General features: G+C 31.7%; 21 protein-coding genes. 2 read left to right on the forward strand and 19 right to left on the reverse strand.

Features of this window, described 5'->3' with window-relative positions:
- Positions 1–113 precede the first annotated feature (113 nt).
- The 18 genes from ACZ49Z_RS05845 to ACZ49Z_RS05930 all read right to left on the reverse strand — a co-directional run bounded on the left by ACZ49Z_RS05845 (position 114) and on the right by ACZ49Z_RS05930 (position 12676).
- Positions 114–617, reverse strand: a complete 504-nt coding sequence (locus ACZ49Z_RS05845) for an O-acetyl-ADP-ribose deacetylase (protein WP_464307250.1) — start codon at positions 615–617, stop codon at positions 114–116.
- Between the two features lie 2 nt (positions 618–619).
- Complete coding sequence (locus ACZ49Z_RS05850) at positions 620–1090, reverse strand: macro domain-containing protein (protein WP_464307251.1); 471 nt, start codon at positions 1088–1090, stop codon at positions 620–622.
- A gap of 10 nt (positions 1091–1100) precedes the next feature.
- Entirely contained in the window at positions 1101–1988 is an 888-nt protein-coding gene (locus ACZ49Z_RS05855) for an MBL fold metallo-hydrolase (protein WP_464307252.1), read from the reverse strand.
- Positions 1989–2039: 51 nt separating this feature from the next.
- Positions 2040–2246: a hypothetical protein gene (locus ACZ49Z_RS05860; RefSeq protein WP_464307253.1), complete on the reverse strand. Its 207-nt coding sequence runs from the start codon at positions 2244–2246 to the stop codon at positions 2040–2042.
- A 146-nt stretch (positions 2247–2392) separates the two neighbouring features.
- Entirely contained in the window at positions 2393–3082 is a 690-nt protein-coding gene (locus ACZ49Z_RS05865) for an SIR2 family NAD-dependent protein deacylase (protein WP_464307254.1), read from the reverse strand.
- 108 nt (positions 3083–3190) lie between these two features.
- Complete coding sequence (locus ACZ49Z_RS05870) at positions 3191–3607, reverse strand: ADP-ribosylation/crystallin J1 (protein ID WP_464307255.1); 417 nt, start codon at positions 3605–3607, stop codon at positions 3191–3193.
- Positions 3604–4068, reverse strand: coding sequence for a nucleoside 2-deoxyribosyltransferase domain-containing protein (locus ACZ49Z_RS05875; RefSeq protein WP_464307256.1), 465 nt, complete (start codon positions 4066–4068; stop codon positions 3604–3606). The genes ACZ49Z_RS05870 and ACZ49Z_RS05875 overlap by 4 nt, the downstream gene beginning before the upstream one ends.
- Positions 4052–4624 (reverse strand): prolyl hydroxylase family protein, encoded by a 573-nt coding sequence (locus ACZ49Z_RS05880; RefSeq protein ID WP_464307257.1) that lies wholly within the window; start codon positions 4622–4624, stop codon positions 4052–4054. The genes ACZ49Z_RS05875 and ACZ49Z_RS05880 overlap by 17 nt, the downstream gene beginning before the upstream one ends.
- 18 nt (positions 4625–4642) lie before the next feature.
- Complete coding sequence (locus tag ACZ49Z_RS05885) at positions 4643–5242, reverse strand: nucleoside 2-deoxyribosyltransferase domain-containing protein (protein WP_464307258.1); 600 nt, start codon at positions 5240–5242, stop codon at positions 4643–4645.
- A gap of 16 nt (positions 5243–5258) precedes the next feature.
- Positions 5259–6074: a TIGR02452 family protein gene (locus ACZ49Z_RS05890; RefSeq protein ID WP_464307259.1), complete on the reverse strand. Its 816-nt coding sequence runs from the start codon at positions 6072–6074 to the stop codon at positions 5259–5261.
- 30 nt (positions 6075–6104) lie between these two features.
- On the reverse strand, positions 6105–6635 hold the full coding sequence (locus ACZ49Z_RS05895) for an NADAR family protein (protein ID WP_464307260.1): 531 nt from the start codon (positions 6633–6635) through the stop codon (positions 6105–6107).
- Between the two features lie 50 nt (positions 6636–6685).
- Complete coding sequence (locus ACZ49Z_RS05900) at positions 6686–7666, reverse strand: ADP-ribosylglycohydrolase family protein (protein ID WP_464307261.1); 981 nt, start codon at positions 7664–7666, stop codon at positions 6686–6688.
- 2 nt (positions 7667–7668) lie between these two features.
- A complete protein-coding gene (locus ACZ49Z_RS05905) occupies positions 7669–8316 on the reverse strand; it encodes a DUF4291 domain-containing protein (protein ID WP_464307262.1) in 648 nt (215 codons plus the stop codon).
- A 34-nt stretch (positions 8317–8350) separates the two neighbouring features.
- Positions 8351–9196, reverse strand: a complete 846-nt coding sequence (locus ACZ49Z_RS05910; protein WP_464307263.1) for an ADP-ribosylglycohydrolase family protein — start codon at positions 9194–9196, stop codon at positions 8351–8353.
- Between the two features lie 83 nt (positions 9197–9279).
- Positions 9280–10110 (reverse strand): ribose-phosphate diphosphokinase, encoded by an 831-nt coding sequence (prs, locus tag ACZ49Z_RS05915; RefSeq protein ID WP_464307264.1) that lies wholly within the window; start codon positions 10108–10110, stop codon positions 9280–9282.
- Positions 10111–10181: 71 nt separating this feature from the next.
- Positions 10182–10877 (reverse strand): NUDIX hydrolase, encoded by a 696-nt coding sequence (locus ACZ49Z_RS05920; protein ID WP_464307265.1) that lies wholly within the window; start codon positions 10875–10877, stop codon positions 10182–10184.
- Between the two features lie 361 nt (positions 10878–11238).
- Entirely contained in the window at positions 11239–11403 is a 165-nt protein-coding gene (locus ACZ49Z_RS05925) for a hypothetical protein (RefSeq protein WP_464307266.1), read from the reverse strand.
- 376 nt (positions 11404–11779) lie between these two features.
- On the reverse strand, positions 11780–12676 hold the full coding sequence (locus tag ACZ49Z_RS05930) for a LysR family transcriptional regulator (RefSeq protein ID WP_464307267.1): 897 nt from the start codon (positions 12674–12676) through the stop codon (positions 11780–11782).
- An 86-nt stretch (positions 12677–12762) separates the two neighbouring features.
- On the opposite strand from ACZ49Z_RS05930, the gene ACZ49Z_RS05935 reads away from it, so the two are divergent.
- Both ACZ49Z_RS05935 and ACZ49Z_RS05940 read left to right on the forward strand, forming a co-directional pair.
- Entirely contained in the window at positions 12763–13554 is a 792-nt protein-coding gene (locus ACZ49Z_RS05935) for a type 1 glutamine amidotransferase domain-containing protein (protein ID WP_464307268.1), read from the forward strand.
- A gap of 5 nt (positions 13555–13559) precedes the next feature.
- Positions 13560–14738, forward strand: coding sequence for an iron-containing alcohol dehydrogenase (locus tag ACZ49Z_RS05940; protein ID WP_464307269.1), 1179 nt, complete (start codon positions 13560–13562; stop codon positions 14736–14738).
- Here the strand turns inward: ACZ49Z_RS05940 and ACZ49Z_RS05945 are convergent.
- On the reverse strand, positions 14735–16291 hold the full coding sequence (locus ACZ49Z_RS05945; RefSeq protein ID WP_464307270.1) for a T9SS type A sorting domain-containing protein: 1557 nt from the start codon (positions 16289–16291) through the stop codon (positions 14735–14737). The two genes, ACZ49Z_RS05940 and ACZ49Z_RS05945, sit on opposite strands and share 4 nt — an antisense overlap.
- Between the last annotated feature and the right edge of the window lie 211 nt (positions 16292–16502).

Here is a 16502-nt window from a genome sequence, read left to right on the forward strand (position 1 = left end):
GTTTTGATTTTCCTTTTTCTTATAGAAAATCAATTATTAAAACGGTTCTCGATACATTTTTTGTTTCTTTTCTCTACACAAAAAACACTCGAACTGACGTTTTACGTTTTTTTTTATAAAAGTTGTTCATACAACTTGTAATTTTCTTCATCAAAACATACAAAGGTTATTTCTTGTATGCTTTCAACAGGAAATAGTTTTACCGTTTGTATTGCTATTTTTGCCGCTTCATTTTTAGGGAAACGATAAATCCCTGTGCTTATATTTGGAAAAGCGATTGATTTTAATTGATGTTTTTCAGCTAATTGTAAGCAATTGTTATAACAACTAGCTAATAACTGCTTTTTTTCTTCTTTATCACCATTCCAAACAGGACCAACAGTATGTATGACATATTTTGAAGGCAAATTTCCAGCAGTAGTAATAACCGCTTCTCCTACTTTACAACCGCCTTGCTTGTTTCTTATAGCCATACATGCTTCTAAAATGGCTTTTCCTCCTGCTTTATGAATGGCGCCATCTACACCGCTTCCACCTAATAAAGAAGTATTAGCAGCATTGACGATGGCGTCAACTTTTATTGTTGTAATATCTGCTTGTTTTACCTTAATTATCATCCCTAAAAATCATAAACCGTTACCTCAACATCTTTCTCAGAAAGCGTTTCCAAAATAATAGGTTCAATACATTCCCATTTCCCACCAGCTAATCCACAGCCAATTCTTGGCATATGAACGGATACTTGTTCATTTCTTGCAAAGTCTGAGACTTTGGCAAGTGCTTTTTTTACTGATTCATAACGAATAAGCGCTTCACCCTTTTCGTCTCTATTAATTTTATGCTGCGCAATCATATTAGCCACCCATATATTTTCTTCAACAGCTATAAATTGAACCTCTCCTAATTCAAAATTATCTTTAGATTTGAACCATTCTCTATATTGCTTTTCTGGAGTTTCCCATTTTTTTGAAAGCGCCATCACAAAGCCTTTTCCCCAACCTCCAATATCATTACATATATGAACGATTATTCTTTTATCATTCCCAATTGGAGTTGTTGCATCTCCTCTTACATATTGAATTTCTTTCATTTCCTTAAATTTAATTTATTGGTTTCCCATCCAAAATAGCTTTGCTTACTTTACCAATAGGTATTCGATACACGGGTATCTTTATTTTATAAAACGCAATTAATTCTTTTATCTTGTTATCAATTTCTTCTTGATAATATCGAGAAGAAAAATGTCCTAAAATCAACTGTTCTATATTACAATTCGCAACCATTTCAAAAACTTCTTCTAAAGAGCTATGCCTGTTTTTATCATTTTTAGTTTGCGTTTCCTCTTTAGTTAAAAAAGTAGCTTCATGAATTAATACTTTCGTACCGTCAAAACGAGCATAATCCACAACAGGAGTATCACCAGAATAGGATAATAAATTGGTTTTTTGTTCTTCCATCAAAAATGGTTCTCCTTTTTCTTCCCTTATCTTTTTAATCGTTTCAGAAGGCATTCCTAGAAATTCTGTTTTTAGTTTCTTTTTCGTTTCCCATACTTTATAACTCAAACTCTTAATGATTCCATTAGAAGTATAAACGTGTTCATTTTCTAAAGACTCTATTGAAATTCTTTCTTTTATTGCTACATGTTGTCCTTTGTCTATTGGTTCCCAAAATGTTCCTTGGATATGTGGATCAAATTTCTTTGAAAAAGCTTCTAAAAAAGGAAAAGATTGTGATCCTTTAGGATAATATATAGTTGGCCCAATATGAGAAAAGAGTTGGTTATATTGCAACAATCCCGTTAAATGATCTCGATCTGCATGAGAAATAAAAACTTTTTTTATTTTTCCACATTTCCCCATTAATCCTGATACCAGTCCATCACCTGCATCAAAAAGGATTCCAAGTTCTTCGATGAAATACCATGTAGCAAACAAAGCAGTTGAATATCCGTGTATAGTTAGTTTCATATATACATTTTGCTCCATTGGAGCTGTTTTTTTTATTATTATACATCAACTTTACTAAAGTTTATTATCTTATTGATTACTTCTTAACTTTTCAATTAACTGAATCGTTTCGGCTAGTTTTTCTTTGGTAAAACCTTCCCAATAATTTGTTTTCACCCATCTTTCTTTGATTAAAACAGAAAGATCAACCGTTGAGTCATCATCGTCATCATCACCAATAATGATATAATAAGTTGCCTTTGTTTTATCTTTTTTTCTTGATAAAAAAAGAAACAAAAAAATGAAGTCTTAGCTTCCTCATCGGTCAAATTTGTTTTTGAAGTCTAAAACAAAAGAACTCGCTTCGCTCAAACAACTTTTGTTTTTAAGACTTCTTCAAACATTTGACACTCGATTGCGGAAGCAAAGGACTCCCCAAAACACTATTTTTCTTCTTTTATCAAAACATCAAATACTTTTTGCATTCCAGTTGTTGCTTTCTCCTTTACATAAATAGCTCTTCCCCCATAGTTTCCTCCATCATGATCTGGGTTGATAATGATGAGTTGGGCATCGATTTTTATAAAGTTCAAAAGATTAGCTGCTGGATACACTTGCAAAGAGGTTCCTATAACCATAAAAATGTCGGCTTGTTTTACCATTTCAATAGCCACAGGATACAATGGCACATCTTCTCCAAACCAAACAATATCTGGCCTTAACTGAGAACCATCTGTTGCTTTGTCTCCTATTTTGATGTCATCAAAGCAATCATAACTTAATTTTCTGTTCAAAGAAGAACACATTTTATTTAATTCCCCATGAATGTGTAATACATTTTGAGAACCGGCTCTTTCATGCAAGTCATCGATATTTTGAGTAATGATTTGCACTTCAAAATGTTCTTCTAATTGTTTAACTAAACGATGCGCTTGATTAGGCACTACTTCTTTTAATTTTCGTCTTCTTTCATTATAGAATTCTAAAACTAATTCTCTATTTTTTCTCCATCCTTCTGGCGATGCCACATCTTCTACTCTATGGTTGTGCCATAAACCATCGGCATCTCTAAAGGTTTGAATTCCGCTTTCTGCACTTATTCCTGCTCCTGTTAATAGTACTATTTTCTTCATTTTTATATCTTTTTTTATTCTACTTTTTATTTATAATCGGTTCTCGATACATTTTTTACTCCACTTTGTTATGTAAAAAAACTTCGAACTGACACTGTTCTATAAGTACTAAAAAGTATTTTTATTATGTAATTTTTTATTCAAGGTTTCATTTTGAGAAGGTTTATACTTTTCTCCATAAAACACTTGTACAATCTTTATTTCTCCAACGATGTTTTCATTGAACGTTTCTAATTCTTCAGCAGGAATCCATAATTCGTTATGGTTTTTATCACCTACATTTTGAATTTCAAATTGTTGTAAATACTCACTAACCACTTCAAAAGCCGTAACGATACCACAATAGCTTGAAAATTCATCAGGTGTATTCCATTCTCTTGCGATTTGCGCTGCATATTCCTGATTCATTACTGGATAAAAAATAGGTTGCCATTCCAAACGAGGTGGAAAAGCCGAGAAATTACTTTCTGCAATTAATTCCATTTCTCTTAAACCTACTGGTCTGTATAAAGTTGTTGTTTTCATTCTTTTTCTTCTAATAAATGGTTATACAAAACCTCAAGTGAATCAAATTGTTCAATTTGATATCTTTCACAAACAATATCAATATTTCCTTTTCTCCAAAACCCTTCTTCAACTACTACTTTCATTTTGTTCGAATGAGCAAATAAGCCTAATTCTAATAATGAAATGGGTGATTTTGTATTATTTGCAAAAAACATAATTATGATATCAGATTGTTCTAATGCATTCAATTCCCATATAACCTGTTCCTTAAACTGAGGATTTTCTATCGACTGTTCCCAGCCTGTACTCCATGAGTCTCTTCTAGGATTAAAAATAACGTATTTTCTTGCTAATACTTCTTCGCTTCTTTTCTGCCAATTTACAGCCAAATCCATCTCAATAGAACCTGCTAGGAAAATTGATTTTCTTGTCTTGTCTCTATTATCAATGTTTTCTGGTGATTTATAGATTGTTTTCATTTTCATTTTTGATTTTATACATTACATCACTACGTAAAGCATATTTAAAACCACTTTCTATTATTCTTCCTTCATGCCTATATGGATGATAAAAAACCAACAAATCACCTGTTTTGGGTTGAATGGTAAACAAATCTTCAAATTCGGTTGCTCCACCTTCAAATTCTTCGTTGAGATACACTAAAAACGTAAAAAAACTCTTTTCCCTTTCATTTCGTTTAAAGCTTCCGTCTCTATGCATTTTAAAGCGTTGACCCGGACTGTATTTATAGAAGCGGAACATTTCATTAAGACCTATCTGATCATAATTACCAATTTCATTTGATAGAAATGGGAGTGCTCTTTGATACAGTTTATTTGCTAGCACCTCATCTTTATATAAAATTCTATCGTTATTTCTAACTCCTTTTAAAATAGATTGTCTATTTCCACCCATTTGTACTTTAGCTTCTTCATAACCTATTTGCTCACTTTTTTGAATGAGTTCCTCACATTCTTCTTTGGATAAAAAGTTTTCTATTACAAATATGTCTTTGTTGTAAATGATCTTTTTCATTGTTACTATCTTAATTTATTAGAAAACCCATTTGTTTTTTACTAATGTCGAAGCAATTTCTTCTATAAAAGAAGCTGCCACTTGCTTTTCTTTGTCTCCTTTTTCCAAAACATGCCACTTTATACCATGTGATGCGACTAACTTTTTAGCCCAGTTTATACTTTCGGCATCTTCTGGTGCACCCACAATAAAATGTTTTTTTTGTGGGGCTTTCAAATATTCTTGAAAATAATACCCAAATTCCCAACGACTGGTAGGTCCAATATTGGCAGGAAAGTTTTCAGATATACCTTTAGAAAAATAAGTGGGCAACCAAAAAGCTGTTATATCACATAATTGCAGATATTGCCATTCCCAAGCAATTTGATCATTATGTACTTTATTCAATAAACCGTTACTTGGTTTTTCAATAGTATTCCAATTTCCAGATTCTGGTTCGGGAGAAACAATTAACATACTTGGATCCAAACGTTCGTCTTTTAGCAACTTATCAACTATCACTCTTCTCCAACCTGATGTCATCCCTCCGTTTGGTGGTGTTGGTCCTGCTAAAAAAACGCCCAAATTAGGAAGTACCGTTTCATGTTCTCTTGAGAATAAAGTTCTTATTGTTTCCATTAAAACCTTTTGAATATTACTTGTCAATAATCTTTTTAAAAGTGTTGTATTTATCTCTTTCTTCCGAACTGTCATATACTGCAAATACAATTTTTGAAAAACAATTAACTACTTTTTCGTCAATTATTTTTTTAAAATATTGAGCAACTTCGTGTACTTCATTTTTAAAAACACCACAACCCCAAGCTCCTAAAATCAATACATCAATTTTATTTTGATAAGCTATCTTAAATACAAACTCTATTCTTTTTCGAAAAACATGATTTATTTGTTCTAATTCGTCTTCTCTATTATGTTGAATCATTGCGCCTTTATTCGGTGCTGGACATGTAACTACATCAACTTTTATTTTCTCGTTAAGTGATTCTCCTTCATCATCAAACCAAAACAAAGTATCTGGACTATAAATAGAATAATTTGAATATATGAATTTTCCCCATTTTCTATTAAACTCATACATTTCCATTTGATTTCTAAGAGATGCATAAAGACTCGATGATCGTGCTAAACTTTCTTCTTGTGCTGACGCTCCTCCTAAAAAACCTCCACCAGGATTATTTGCTGAGGCAAAATTTAAAACGCCTATTTTACCATACATCCTATTTTCTACTATAGCCTGAATCGTAGAACTATTTATCACTTCTATTTGTTGATTTTCAACCTTAGGAGTTAAATCAATTTCAAGATATTCATTAAATTTATCTGGTGAAATTAAAAAAGTCTTATCAATATTATTCTGAATTTGTTCTTTTATACATAGTCCTTCAAACATCCCTGTTTCTATTATATTGAGTGTGCTTTCTGCAACTTTTCTTCTCTTTTTATTATTCATTTTTTCCATTTTTTACTATTGTCTCCTCTTTTACCTTCTTAATTCATCCCTAACTTCCATCAAAGCAAATCCTAGTAAATTTAATCCTTTCCACTGTTTTGGATTATGACAATCTTTATGGTCGCTTGCCATACCAATGCCCCAAATAGCATCCTCTGGACTGGCTTCTACAATGATTCTTTTATTGGTATTCAAAAGAAATTGCTTTAAATCTTCATGCTGACTGAACTTATGGAAGTTTCCTTCTTTTACTATTTGAAATCTATTGGCTAACCAAGTTTCGTTATCATAATTACGAACTTCTCTGCCTAGTTTTTTGGCTTCAGCTGGTGATTTACTATCTAAAACCTTTTGAGCCATTTCTTTATCTCCAAACAACTCCGCTTTCTTTGCCATCATCCAATGTTCGGCTGTTTTGTATTCAATTTCGTTCACTATGAAACTACTTTCCCACCATTGACTAAAACATGTTTTTGTAATTGTTCCGTCATTTGATGGTTGATGACCCCAAAAGAATAGAAACTTATTATCTGTATTTATGTTTTCAATTGTGTATTTCATATGTAGATAGTTATTTGATTTTAAAATTGTCATATGTTATCACCTAATCTTCATTTGTGTTTATTTGCAATAAACTTGTTGTTAGTGGTGATTTCATATTTCTTACTCATTTTATCGCATAACTTTGTGATGTCGTCTTTTCTAGCTAATACATTAATCCATTCTTCTGGAATGCTTTCGTATCCATATAACAATCCAGCTAAACCACCTGCAATAGCAGCTGTAGTATCGGTATCACCTCCTAGATTAACGGCTTTTAAAACCGTTTCTTCATAGGTATTGGAATTTAACAAACACCACAAACTGGCTTCGAGGCTGTGTAAAACATAACCGCTCGAATGGATTTTATTTTCTTCTAACTCATTAATATTTCCTTTTAAAATCCTATCAAATAATTGAATCTCTTTTTCATTAAAACCTTTATTTGAAATAAAATCATTAACAATTGCTTTAGTTTGTATATAGGTTTCAAATTTATTACGTCCTTTTAGTACTTCTAATGCGTAAACAATATATATAAAACAAGCCAAAACCGAACGAAAATGAGCATGTGTAATAGAAGAAACTTCTTTTACTTTTTGATAAATAACCGTAATATCCTTTTCTTCTTGAAGATGAAAGACTAAAGGTAAAATACGCATTAAAGAACCATTTCCATTATCTTCCTCAAAAAAATTCCCTGAAAACATAGCTGATTCCCCATTTTCAATTCTAGACAATGAATATCTTGTCGTACCTCCAATATCAAATACCTCATTATGAGCTCCCCAGTAACCTTCTTTTTTCCATCTAACAAAAAGGCGTCCTATTTCTTCAATATCAAAGCCATAACACAAACTCTCCGCCAAACAAAAAGTTAAGGAACTATCATCACTCCAAGTTCCTTTTGGTTGATTCCAAGCCATATAACCTAACATAGTTGTAACTGGATTTTCTCTAAGTTTTTCTCTTGATTTAAATTCCACAGGAACTCCTAATGCATCACCAACTGCAACCCCAAATAAAGCGCTATGTATTTTTGTTGTTTTCATTTTTAATTTACTTCATTTGCAATCTTCAACTTTTTATTTAATTCTACATCCTTAAAAACCAATGGTTTTTCTACTGGAATCATCAAGTTTTCTAGGGAATTATTCTTTACATTTTCATATTCCTTGGCTACAAAATTGCTGATATCTTCTATTAACAGGATGTCTTCTCTTGCAAATGTTTTTATAAACTCATTTCGTAACCCAATTTGAATGGCTCTTCGTTCTAATTTTGCACCATACGGATCGTGATCTGGATCCCATTGTAATCTAACATTTGATGTTTTTACTTCCTTTTGCCATTCTTCTCTTGTCATTCCTTCTACTTGATTGAAAGAGGAATAAACTGCATTTTTCAAGTAGGTTTCAAAAGCTTCTCTTTTTAGATGAATTGCCAAAACCACTTCTTGACCTTCTTTTGTTCCCCAACCGTTTCGGTACATCATCCAAAGAAAATTGGGTTTTATCCAAGTCATTCTTTCTAAACTAAATGCGCCACCAAAGTATTGGTTTTTGACTGCGAATTCTCCTATCTCTTTTCTGTAGGATTGATATACTACTATTTTATCTTCATCATATTGTGCCATGATGTGATAGCCTTCTTTTGGCCATTCTTGTATTTGTGTTATATATTTTTTTAATTCTAATTTCATGTTTACTTCATTTAATCCTTTCAAAGGATATCTGTTACGCTATACTAAATTTCTCTTCTAACTTTATATCTAATTTCTTTAGATATTCTTTACCGAAAGCTTCATTTTCTAATTCTTCTAACAAGAAAGAAGGTAAGGTTTTATCACAATCTTTTTTCTGACTTAAAATCGCCATACACAAGGCAGCGACTGTATCTGTATCTCCACCAAAATCGATTCCATATTGTAAACATTCTTCCATTGAAGTAGCTTCTGACACAATTTTTATTACCGCTTTAGTAGTAGGGTAACCGTGCATATCTATTGGCGAAACGACCTCGTAAACTTCATCTTCTTTTAAAGTTTCATTCAAGAAAGAGATTAAATCCGTTTTTTTATCGTAATCGTATCGATAAAAATGCACGGCTAATGCAATTCTTTTAGCGCATTGAATTCCTTCTTCAGTATTGTGAGATGTTCTTGCTTGAATTTCACAAAAAGAAAGTAATTTTTCTATATTCCTAATATAACCAATTGGATAAGCTCTCATCGCAGAGCCATTACCTGTACTTTGAAAAGTTAGATTACTAATAAACTCTTTACCATTTTTACTCCTATCGAGTGCATTGTAAACTCTGTCTGAATACCCTCTTCTCTTATCTCTGTGAAAAGCGGCTACAAATTTATTGGCTACTTTTTCTGCTGTCCAGTTGTCTTCTTCTAAAAGTAATTCGGCAATAGCAATTGCCATTTGCGTATCGTCTGTATATCTTTTATAGATTTCAGTGTACATTCCGTGTTTGTGATATTGAGTCAAATTGTTATACTTTTCAATATAATTCATTTCTTGAAACTCAAAACCTGCTCCATAAGCGTCTCCTATTGCTGCTTCTAAAATCATTTTTCCTTTTTTTTATGTGTTCTCGATACATTTTTATTCCATTTCATTGCATAAAAAATACTCGAACTGACGTGCACTACTATTTATTTTACTTCTAATTGAATCACTTCCACTTTTTCGTTTTCGATATCTTTAAAAGAATTGGTTGTAAAAATGCGTTCAAAAACTTGAAGACTCTCAAAACCTTTATTGAATATCCCATGACTCACTGCTAAGTATAAGCGACCGGCATTTTTATTTTTCAGCTCTTGGGCTAAACCAATAAAAGTACCTCCACCATCGCAAATGTCATCTACAATTAAGCAGTCTTTACCTTCTAAATCATCTGAATAGACCTTAAAGCCTGATAATTTTCCTGTTTTTACATCCCTACTTTTACTACATTCTACTACCTCAACACCTCCAAGATATTCAGATACTTTATAGATTTTCTTTAAAGCGCCTCCATCTGGTGAAATTAGCAAAACATTGTTTCCTATTGTTTTAATAACTTGTTGTATAAAATTATAATTGGTTATTACTTCACAATTATTCAACAAAGCAGGAGTTACTTCAGAATGGGGATCGAATACTTGGATTTTATTCAAATTCAAACTATTAATAATATCTGCATATACTTTAACAGACAAAGGTTCGCCAGGAATCATCACACGATCTTGTCTTGCCGCTGGAAAATAAGGAATAAAAGCATTGATGGTTTTTACCCCCATTCTTCTTAAAGCATCTATTGCCAAACAAAACAATCCTAGATCATTAAATGAATTGAGTCGGTGTGTAACGGTCACCGTTGCAGTAGTGTCAAAATTGGCTGTAATTTTTATATGAGGTTCTCCTCCTGAGAAAACAAAACTTTGAAATTCAATCGTGTTTTCTTTCCCTAGGGGGCTAAAATTAGTATCTAAATTAAGAATCATAATATTTGTGTTTATTTTACACAAAATTATAATTTAATTTTTTACTGACAAAATTTTATTTAGTGTTTTTTTTACACTAATTTGATTTCAAAGTGAATCCCCTCTTTTTCAAGCCTTTTGTACTCGGCAGTATTGAAGGTATATAATTTTGCTGGACGTCCCGATTTCTTATCTGCAAATTCATCTGTTTCGGTTATAAAACCAAAACTCATCATTTTTTTTCTAAAATTTCTTCGATCGATATCTTTTGCAATAATTGTTGTGTATAAGTTCTCTAGATCCGAAAACATGAATTTATTAGGCAACAAATCGAAACCTATTGGCTGATAGGTTAATTTATTTTTTAATCTTTTTATTGCCCTATTCACTATCTCATCATGATCGAAGGCTAGGTTTGGAATTTTATCGATTTCTACCCAAGAAACATGGTCTGCATCTGTATCTGCAATTAAAGTTAATTTTGAAGGATCTACTAAAGCAAAATAGGCTACAGAAATAACACGATTTCTTGGATCTCTAGAAATATCGTCTCCAAAAGTATATAATTGTTCCAAATAGTTTACTGAAACATTTGTTTCTTCTTTCAGTTCTCTTTTAACAGCTTCTAGTAAAGATTCATCTTCTTGAACCAAACCACCAGGCAAAGCCCAATAAGTATTTAGACTTCCAAATTTTTGTTGAATTAACAATACATATAACTTGTTTTCTTTGTATCCAAAAACGACTGCATCGACTGCTATTCTAATGTTTTGATGATTTGCTGACATAATAACGTGTATAAACAACACAAATATAGTTCATTTTGTTTTCTCTATATACTTTTGACTGTTTGTTTTACGTTTTCTCACGAATTTTTGTGGTACTACTTTCGAATTAGAGTTACTATAAAGTTACTATAACCTTACTATAAAGTCACTATAAGGTTACTATAAGATTACTATAAATAGTGTTTTATAATGAGTTTTCTAAAGACTATTGCGGTTTTAACCTTGATGAATGAATTTTAATGCAATAATTCTTTTTTCTTTTAACTATATGAATATGTTAGTAATTAATTTAAACACAAAATGCATATAGTGTAAATTAAAATTCACACTATATGCATTTCTTGCATTAAGTTTAAACTATTTATCTTTCTTCAGGATCGTGCATGCAAACATCTGTACATATTGGTCCCATTAAAATATAACATGGGTCGTTAAGAGTACACAAATAAGATGCAACACCTCCGTTTATCGCCTTTTGTTCTTTTTTACTTAAAACTTTACCTATTTTTAATATTGATTTTTTCATTCTATTTGTTTTTTTAAATTAATTCACATTTAGGATAATCCACTCTAAAGCACAAGCCTAAACTTGGGCAACATGCTTGCCCAGATGGACAATCATTGCGCGTGGAACAAAACTCGTGTACTCCACCCTGAATTGTTTTCTGCTGTTCTCTACTTAAGGTTTTCCCAAAGGTTAAAATTTGATTTTTCATAATTAGATATAATATTTGTTGATTAATACTTACAAATTTGTAAAAGCTTGATACATTATTTTTCATTTCAACTTTTAAACAATGAAATTGTTTAAATGGAATCAATACTAATATAAGTATTTTTAACTTAGTCACTTGGGTTTAATTCCAAAATATTGAAATTATCTCTTAGCATACCAATGAACATTATTTTAAATATGCTTTCAATTCCTCTATGACTTCCTCTAAAACATTATTTAAGGCTTCTTTTTTTCTAGACAATAAAAAAACTTTTGTAGTAGGCATTTTTGGACTATTCCAAAGTAATTGCACTTTTTTTTCTTTTATATATGATTTGACATTAACATCCCAAACGATAGCTAATCCAGAATTTTTTATCAACGCTTGAATTAAGTCACTTTCAGAAGGTATGATGTAGTTAGAAACTAGCGTAGGTCTTTTTTTATCAAAAACGTATAACCAAAATAATTTTACATGCGGTATTCTTGCATCATAATTATACCATTTTTGTTGATTTAACCAATTTTCAACATTCAAAAGATTGTGGTTTTCAATTTCTGTTATACAATTTTCTATATTTATATTATTACTCGCAATTATTATTTGCTTTATTTCTCCAATTTCTTTTTGAATGGTATCGAAAGTGTCATATTTTTTAGTTACTATAGCAAAATCTATTTTCTTCGAATCGACTAATTGAAAAAGAGTATCATTAGTTTCAAAAGTGAAATCAATAAAATCAAATTTAGAAAGTAATTGACAACCAATACTAGAAAACAAATGTTTTGAAATACCAACAGAAACCAGTTTATTCGCATTAAAGGCTTTTTCTCGAAATCCATTTTCAACATTTTCTAATCTGTCTAAAGCCTCAATAATTAAATTATTCAGTAGCTTAGCATACTCGGTAGGTTCCACTCCTTTTGATTTTCTATTGAACAATTTATATCCGATGTGGGCTTCTAACATGCCCATTTGTTGACTAACGGCTGGTTGACTTATAAAAAGTTCTTTGGCAGCATTGGAAAAATTACCGTTTTTATATACCGATTTAAATGTTCTGTACCATTCTAGATTGACCATGATATAAATATTTTTATCACAAACATAATTTAAATTATTTTTACTAATACCATTAATATCTTAATTTTGAATTAAATATTTATAACATGAAAAAAATAGCAATTGCATCAATCTTAGTGTTAACATTAGGATGTAAAGAAGAAAAAAAAGAAGAAACTATTACAAAAGAAGCAGCAGCGATAGAAACTTCTAAAGAGATCAAGAAAGTCCTTTTCGTTGTTACCAGTCATGATAAACTTGGTGATTCTGGAGAAAAAACTGGTTTTTGGATTGAAGAATTTGCAGCACCTTATTATGAATTAGCCGATAAAGGAATAGAAATAACCATTGCTTCTCCAAATGGTGGACAGCCTCCTATAGATCCAAAAAGTGAAGATACTGCATTTGCAACAGAAGACACCAAACGATTTGACAATGACAAAGACTTGCAAGAAAAGTTAGCAAACACAGTAAAACTAGCCACTATAAATCAAGCCGATTATGATGCTGTATTTTATCCGGGTGGTCATGGCCCGTTATGGGACTTAGCTTCTAGCGAAGCTTCAAAAAACCTGATTAGTTCTTTTTATACTAACAACAAGCCAGTTGCTTTCGTTTGTCATGCTCCTGCTGTTTTAAAAGACGTAAAAGTAAATGGAGAATTTTTAGTGAAAGGAAAAAAACTTACAGGTTTTACAAACGAAGAAGAAGCTGCTGTTGGTCTAACTAAAATAGTTCCTTTCTTATTAGAAGATGCTTTACAGGCAAATGGTGCCATTTATAGTAAAGGCGAAAGTTGGTCACCCTATGCCGTTGAGGATGGTTTGCTAATTACTGGTCAAAATCCTGCTTCTTCAAAAATGGTTGCGCAAAAATTATTCAAACAATTAAATAAATAAGAACTATGTTAAATTTTGATTTATACAACCCTGTAAACTATGTTTTTGGAAAAGGGCAGATAGAAAAGTTAAAAGACTTGGTGCCAAACGATACAAAAATTCTAATAGCTTATGGTGGTGGAAGTATTTTTAAAAACGGAGTTTATGATCAGGTAAAATCATCACTATCAAAACAGTTTGAAAAAAACAACATTATTGAATTTGGCGGCATTGAGCCTAATCCAAGATATGAAACATTAATGAAAGCTGTCAACATCATTCGTGAAGAAAAGATTGGTTTCATATTAGCTGTTGGTGGTGGTAGTGTTATTGATGGTGTTAAATTCATTTCTGCTGCTGTGAATTATAACGGTGATGCTGCTGAAATTTTAAGAAAGCGAATCTTATTCAAAGATGTCTCTAAGGTTATTCCATTTGGAACCGTTTTAACATTACCTGCAACAGGCTCTGAAATGAATTCTGGTGCAGTTGTAACTATTGAGGCTACACAAGAAAAGTTAACATTAGGAGGTAGTGCTTTGTTTCCTGTTTTTTCTATAGTTGACCCAACCGTTATTGTTTCTTTACCAAAAAGACAATTGCAAAATGGTGTTGTTGATGCTTTTACCCATGTAATGGAACAATACCTTACCTATACTCATGATGCACTTTTACAGGATAGAATTTCTGAAAGTATTTTGCAAACTTTAATTGAAATTGGTCCCGATGTGGTTGAAAACCCTTCTGATTATAGATTAGCTTCTAACTTTGTTTGGAGTGCAACAATGGCTTTGAATGGTTTGATTCAAAAAGGAGTTCCTTCGGATTGGGCAACCCATATGATTGGCCATGAATTAACTGCTTTGTATGAAATTGACCATGCTAGAACATTAGCTATCATTGGGCCTAACTTATATAAAGTGATGTTTGAAACTAAAAAAGACAAATTAGCACAATACGGGAAACGTGTTTGGAATATTACTGGAAATTCTACAGAAGCCATTGCAGAACAAGCCATCGAGAAAACAGTTGCTTTTTTCCATACTATGGGAATGAAAACTAAAATATCCGAAAACACAGATAATTATGAAAACACAGCAGATTTCATAGTGAATCGATTTGATGAAAGAGGTTGGAAAGCTATGGGAGAAAGACAAAACATTACACTAGAAAAAGTGAGAACAATCGTTGAAATGAGTTATTAGTCTTTTATTATCTTTATTAATTTAATTTTAGAATTTGATTCCAATTTAAGAAAATATATTCCTTTCTCAATTGCTGAGAAATCCATTTGAAAGTTTTCTTGATTTGGAATCATTTTTTCTACAACAACTCCAATTGTATTCGTTACTAAAACAGAAGTAATGATTTCTTTAGCTTCAATTTTTAAAGTTGTTTTGGTTGGGTTTGGGAAAACAATAAAATCGTCATTTTCAAAACTATCTACATCTAAAGCACCAACTTCAATACTCAGAACAAAAGAGCTGCTTCCATATTCATTTGATACAGAGACTACATATTCTGTCAATGGGGAATTTTCAATAGGCACACCACTAATTTCTCCAGTAACCTCATTAAAATTCAACCCATTTGGCAAATTAGGAACTATTAAATATCTGTAATTTTTTATTTTTCTAATCTTATGGTTGCCATAATCTGCAATAAAAATCTCGTCGTTAGAATTGATTGCAATTCCTGTTAAACCATTAAAAGTTGCTAATGAAACAACATCATCATTTGCACCTTGAATACCAGTTCCTGCAAAAGTAACAACTTCTCCGTTAGTCGTTATCGTTCTAATTTTATGGTTTCCTTCATCTGTCACATAACATTTATCATGACTATCAAACGCGAGAACAGCAGGATGGTTGAAAGAAGCTAATATGCCTATCCCGTCTATGTTTCCAGCAATTCCCGAACCAGCAAAAGTTTCAACAACACCATTTGTGTTGATTTTACGTATTCTATGATTTCCATAATCTGCAACATACAATATACCCTGAGAATCAAAGGCTAACCCAGTTGGCCCTTTAAATTGTGCTACTGCAGTAGTACCATCTTGAAAACCCGAAACACCAGTTCCTGAAAAAGTTGTTACCACACCACTTGGAGTAATTTTACGAATACGGTGATTACTATAGTCGGCAACATAAAGATTATCATTCCCGTCTATTGCCATAGCGGCAGGATAATAAAATTTTGTATTTGTTCCAATACCATCTTGAAAACCAGCCACTCCAGAACCCGCAAAAGTAGTTACTACTCCATTGTTATCTATTTTTCTAATTTTATGATTACTTTGATCTGTTATAAAAATATTTCCTTGCGAATCTACTATGGCACCATCTGGAAATTTAAAAGTTGCTACATTAGTATTTCCATCAGTGCTTCCAATAGTTCCTGTACCAGCAATAGTTTCTACATTTCCTTGAGTAGTAATTTTTCTTATTTTATGATTACTTCTATCTACTACAAGTAAATTATTCTGATTATCGAAAGTTACCACTGTTGGATAATTGAATGAAGCCACGTTGGCTAATCCATCGTTTGAACCTATTGTTCCTGTACCTGCAAGAGTTGAAACAATAGGTTCTTGAGGAATAGTTCCTCCAGAATTAACTGGCAATAACGAGACGACATCTTGATTACTAACAAAAAAATTAGGTGTATTATATGTGATATTAGGTACTTGCGCAAAAACACCTAAATAGGTCATGAAAATATAACAGAAGAAAATTGCTTGTTTATTTTGTTTCATAGTACTAACAAATGTAAAACAAAAAAGCGTTCAAGAAAAAAAAATGAACGCTTTTAACTAACCAACCAAAACTAAATAGATTAACCCAAACTATTTAAAATATATAGCTTTAACGCATGCAAAAACAAATAATTGCCTATTGATTCATTAAATAAATGTTAAAATTCAAATCATGAAAAACAAATTCAGAAAAACAGCGATTTCGAATATT

The organism is Flavobacterium sp. KY-23415 (assembly GCF_055384985.1).

Bases quoted from the DNA above. Each gene is read 5' to 3' on its own strand.
- ACZ49Z_RS05845 (WP_464307250.1), bottom strand. From the start codon at position 617: ATGATAATTAAGGTAAAACAAGCAGATATTACAACAATAAAAGTTGAC.
- ACZ49Z_RS05850 (WP_464307251.1), bottom strand. From the start codon at position 1,090: ATGAAAGAAATTCAATATGTAAGAGGAGATGCAACAACTCCAATTGGG.
- ACZ49Z_RS05855 (WP_464307252.1), bottom strand. From the start codon at position 1,988: ATGGAGCAAAATGTATATATGAAACTAACTATACACGGATATTCAACT.
- ACZ49Z_RS05865 (WP_464307254.1), bottom strand. From the start codon at position 3,082: ATGAAGAAAATAGTACTATTAACAGGAGCAGGAATAAGTGCAGAAAGC.
- ACZ49Z_RS05870 (WP_464307255.1), bottom strand. From the start codon at position 3,607: ATGAAAACAACAACTTTATACAGACCAGTAGGTTTAAGAGAAATGGAA.
- ACZ49Z_RS05875 (WP_464307256.1), bottom strand. From the start codon at position 4,068: ATGAAAACAATCTATAAATCACCAGAAAACATTGATAATAGAGACAAG.
- ACZ49Z_RS05880 (WP_464307257.1), bottom strand. From the start codon at position 4,624: ATGAAAAAGATCATTTACAACAAAGACATATTTGTAATAGAAAACTTT.
- ACZ49Z_RS05885 (WP_464307258.1), bottom strand. From the start codon at position 5,242: ATGGAAACAATAAGAACTTTATTCTCAAGAGAACATGAAACGGTACTT.
- ACZ49Z_RS05890 (WP_464307259.1), bottom strand. From the start codon at position 6,074: ATGAATAATAAAAAGAGAAGAAAAGTTGCAGAAAGCACACTCAATATA.
- ACZ49Z_RS05895 (WP_464307260.1), bottom strand. From the start codon at position 6,635: ATGAAATACACAATTGAAAACATAAATACAGATAATAAGTTTCTATTC.
- ACZ49Z_RS05900 (WP_464307261.1), bottom strand. From the start codon at position 7,666: ATGAAAACAACAAAAATACATAGCGCTTTATTTGGGGTTGCAGTTGGT.
- ACZ49Z_RS05905 (WP_464307262.1), bottom strand. From the start codon at position 8,316: ATGAAATTAGAATTAAAAAAATATATAACACAAATACAAGAATGGCCA.
- ACZ49Z_RS05910 (WP_464307263.1), bottom strand. From the start codon at position 9,196: ATGATTTTAGAAGCAGCAATAGGAGACGCTTATGGAGCAGGTTTTGAG.
- prs (WP_464307264.1), bottom strand. From the start codon at position 10,110: ATGATTCTTAATTTAGATACTAATTTTAGCCCCCTAGGGAAAGAAAAC.
- ACZ49Z_RS05920 (WP_464307265.1), bottom strand. From the start codon at position 10,877: ATGTCAGCAAATCATCAAAACATTAGAATAGCAGTCGATGCAGTCGTT.
- ACZ49Z_RS05925 (WP_464307266.1), bottom strand. From the start codon at position 11,403: ATGAAAAAATCAATATTAAAAATAGGTAAAGTTTTAAGTAAAAAAGAA.
- ACZ49Z_RS05930 (WP_464307267.1), bottom strand. From the start codon at position 12,676: ATGGTCAATCTAGAATGGTACAGAACATTTAAATCGGTATATAAAAAC.
- ACZ49Z_RS05935 (WP_464307268.1), top strand. From the start codon at position 12,763: ATGAAAAAAATAGCAATTGCATCAATCTTAGTGTTAACATTAGGATGT.
- ACZ49Z_RS05940 (WP_464307269.1), top strand. From the start codon at position 13,560: ATGTTAAATTTTGATTTATACAACCCTGTAAACTATGTTTTTGGAAAA.
- ACZ49Z_RS05945 (WP_464307270.1), bottom strand. From the start codon at position 16,291: ATGAAACAAAATAAACAAGCAATTTTCTTCTGTTATATTTTCATGACC.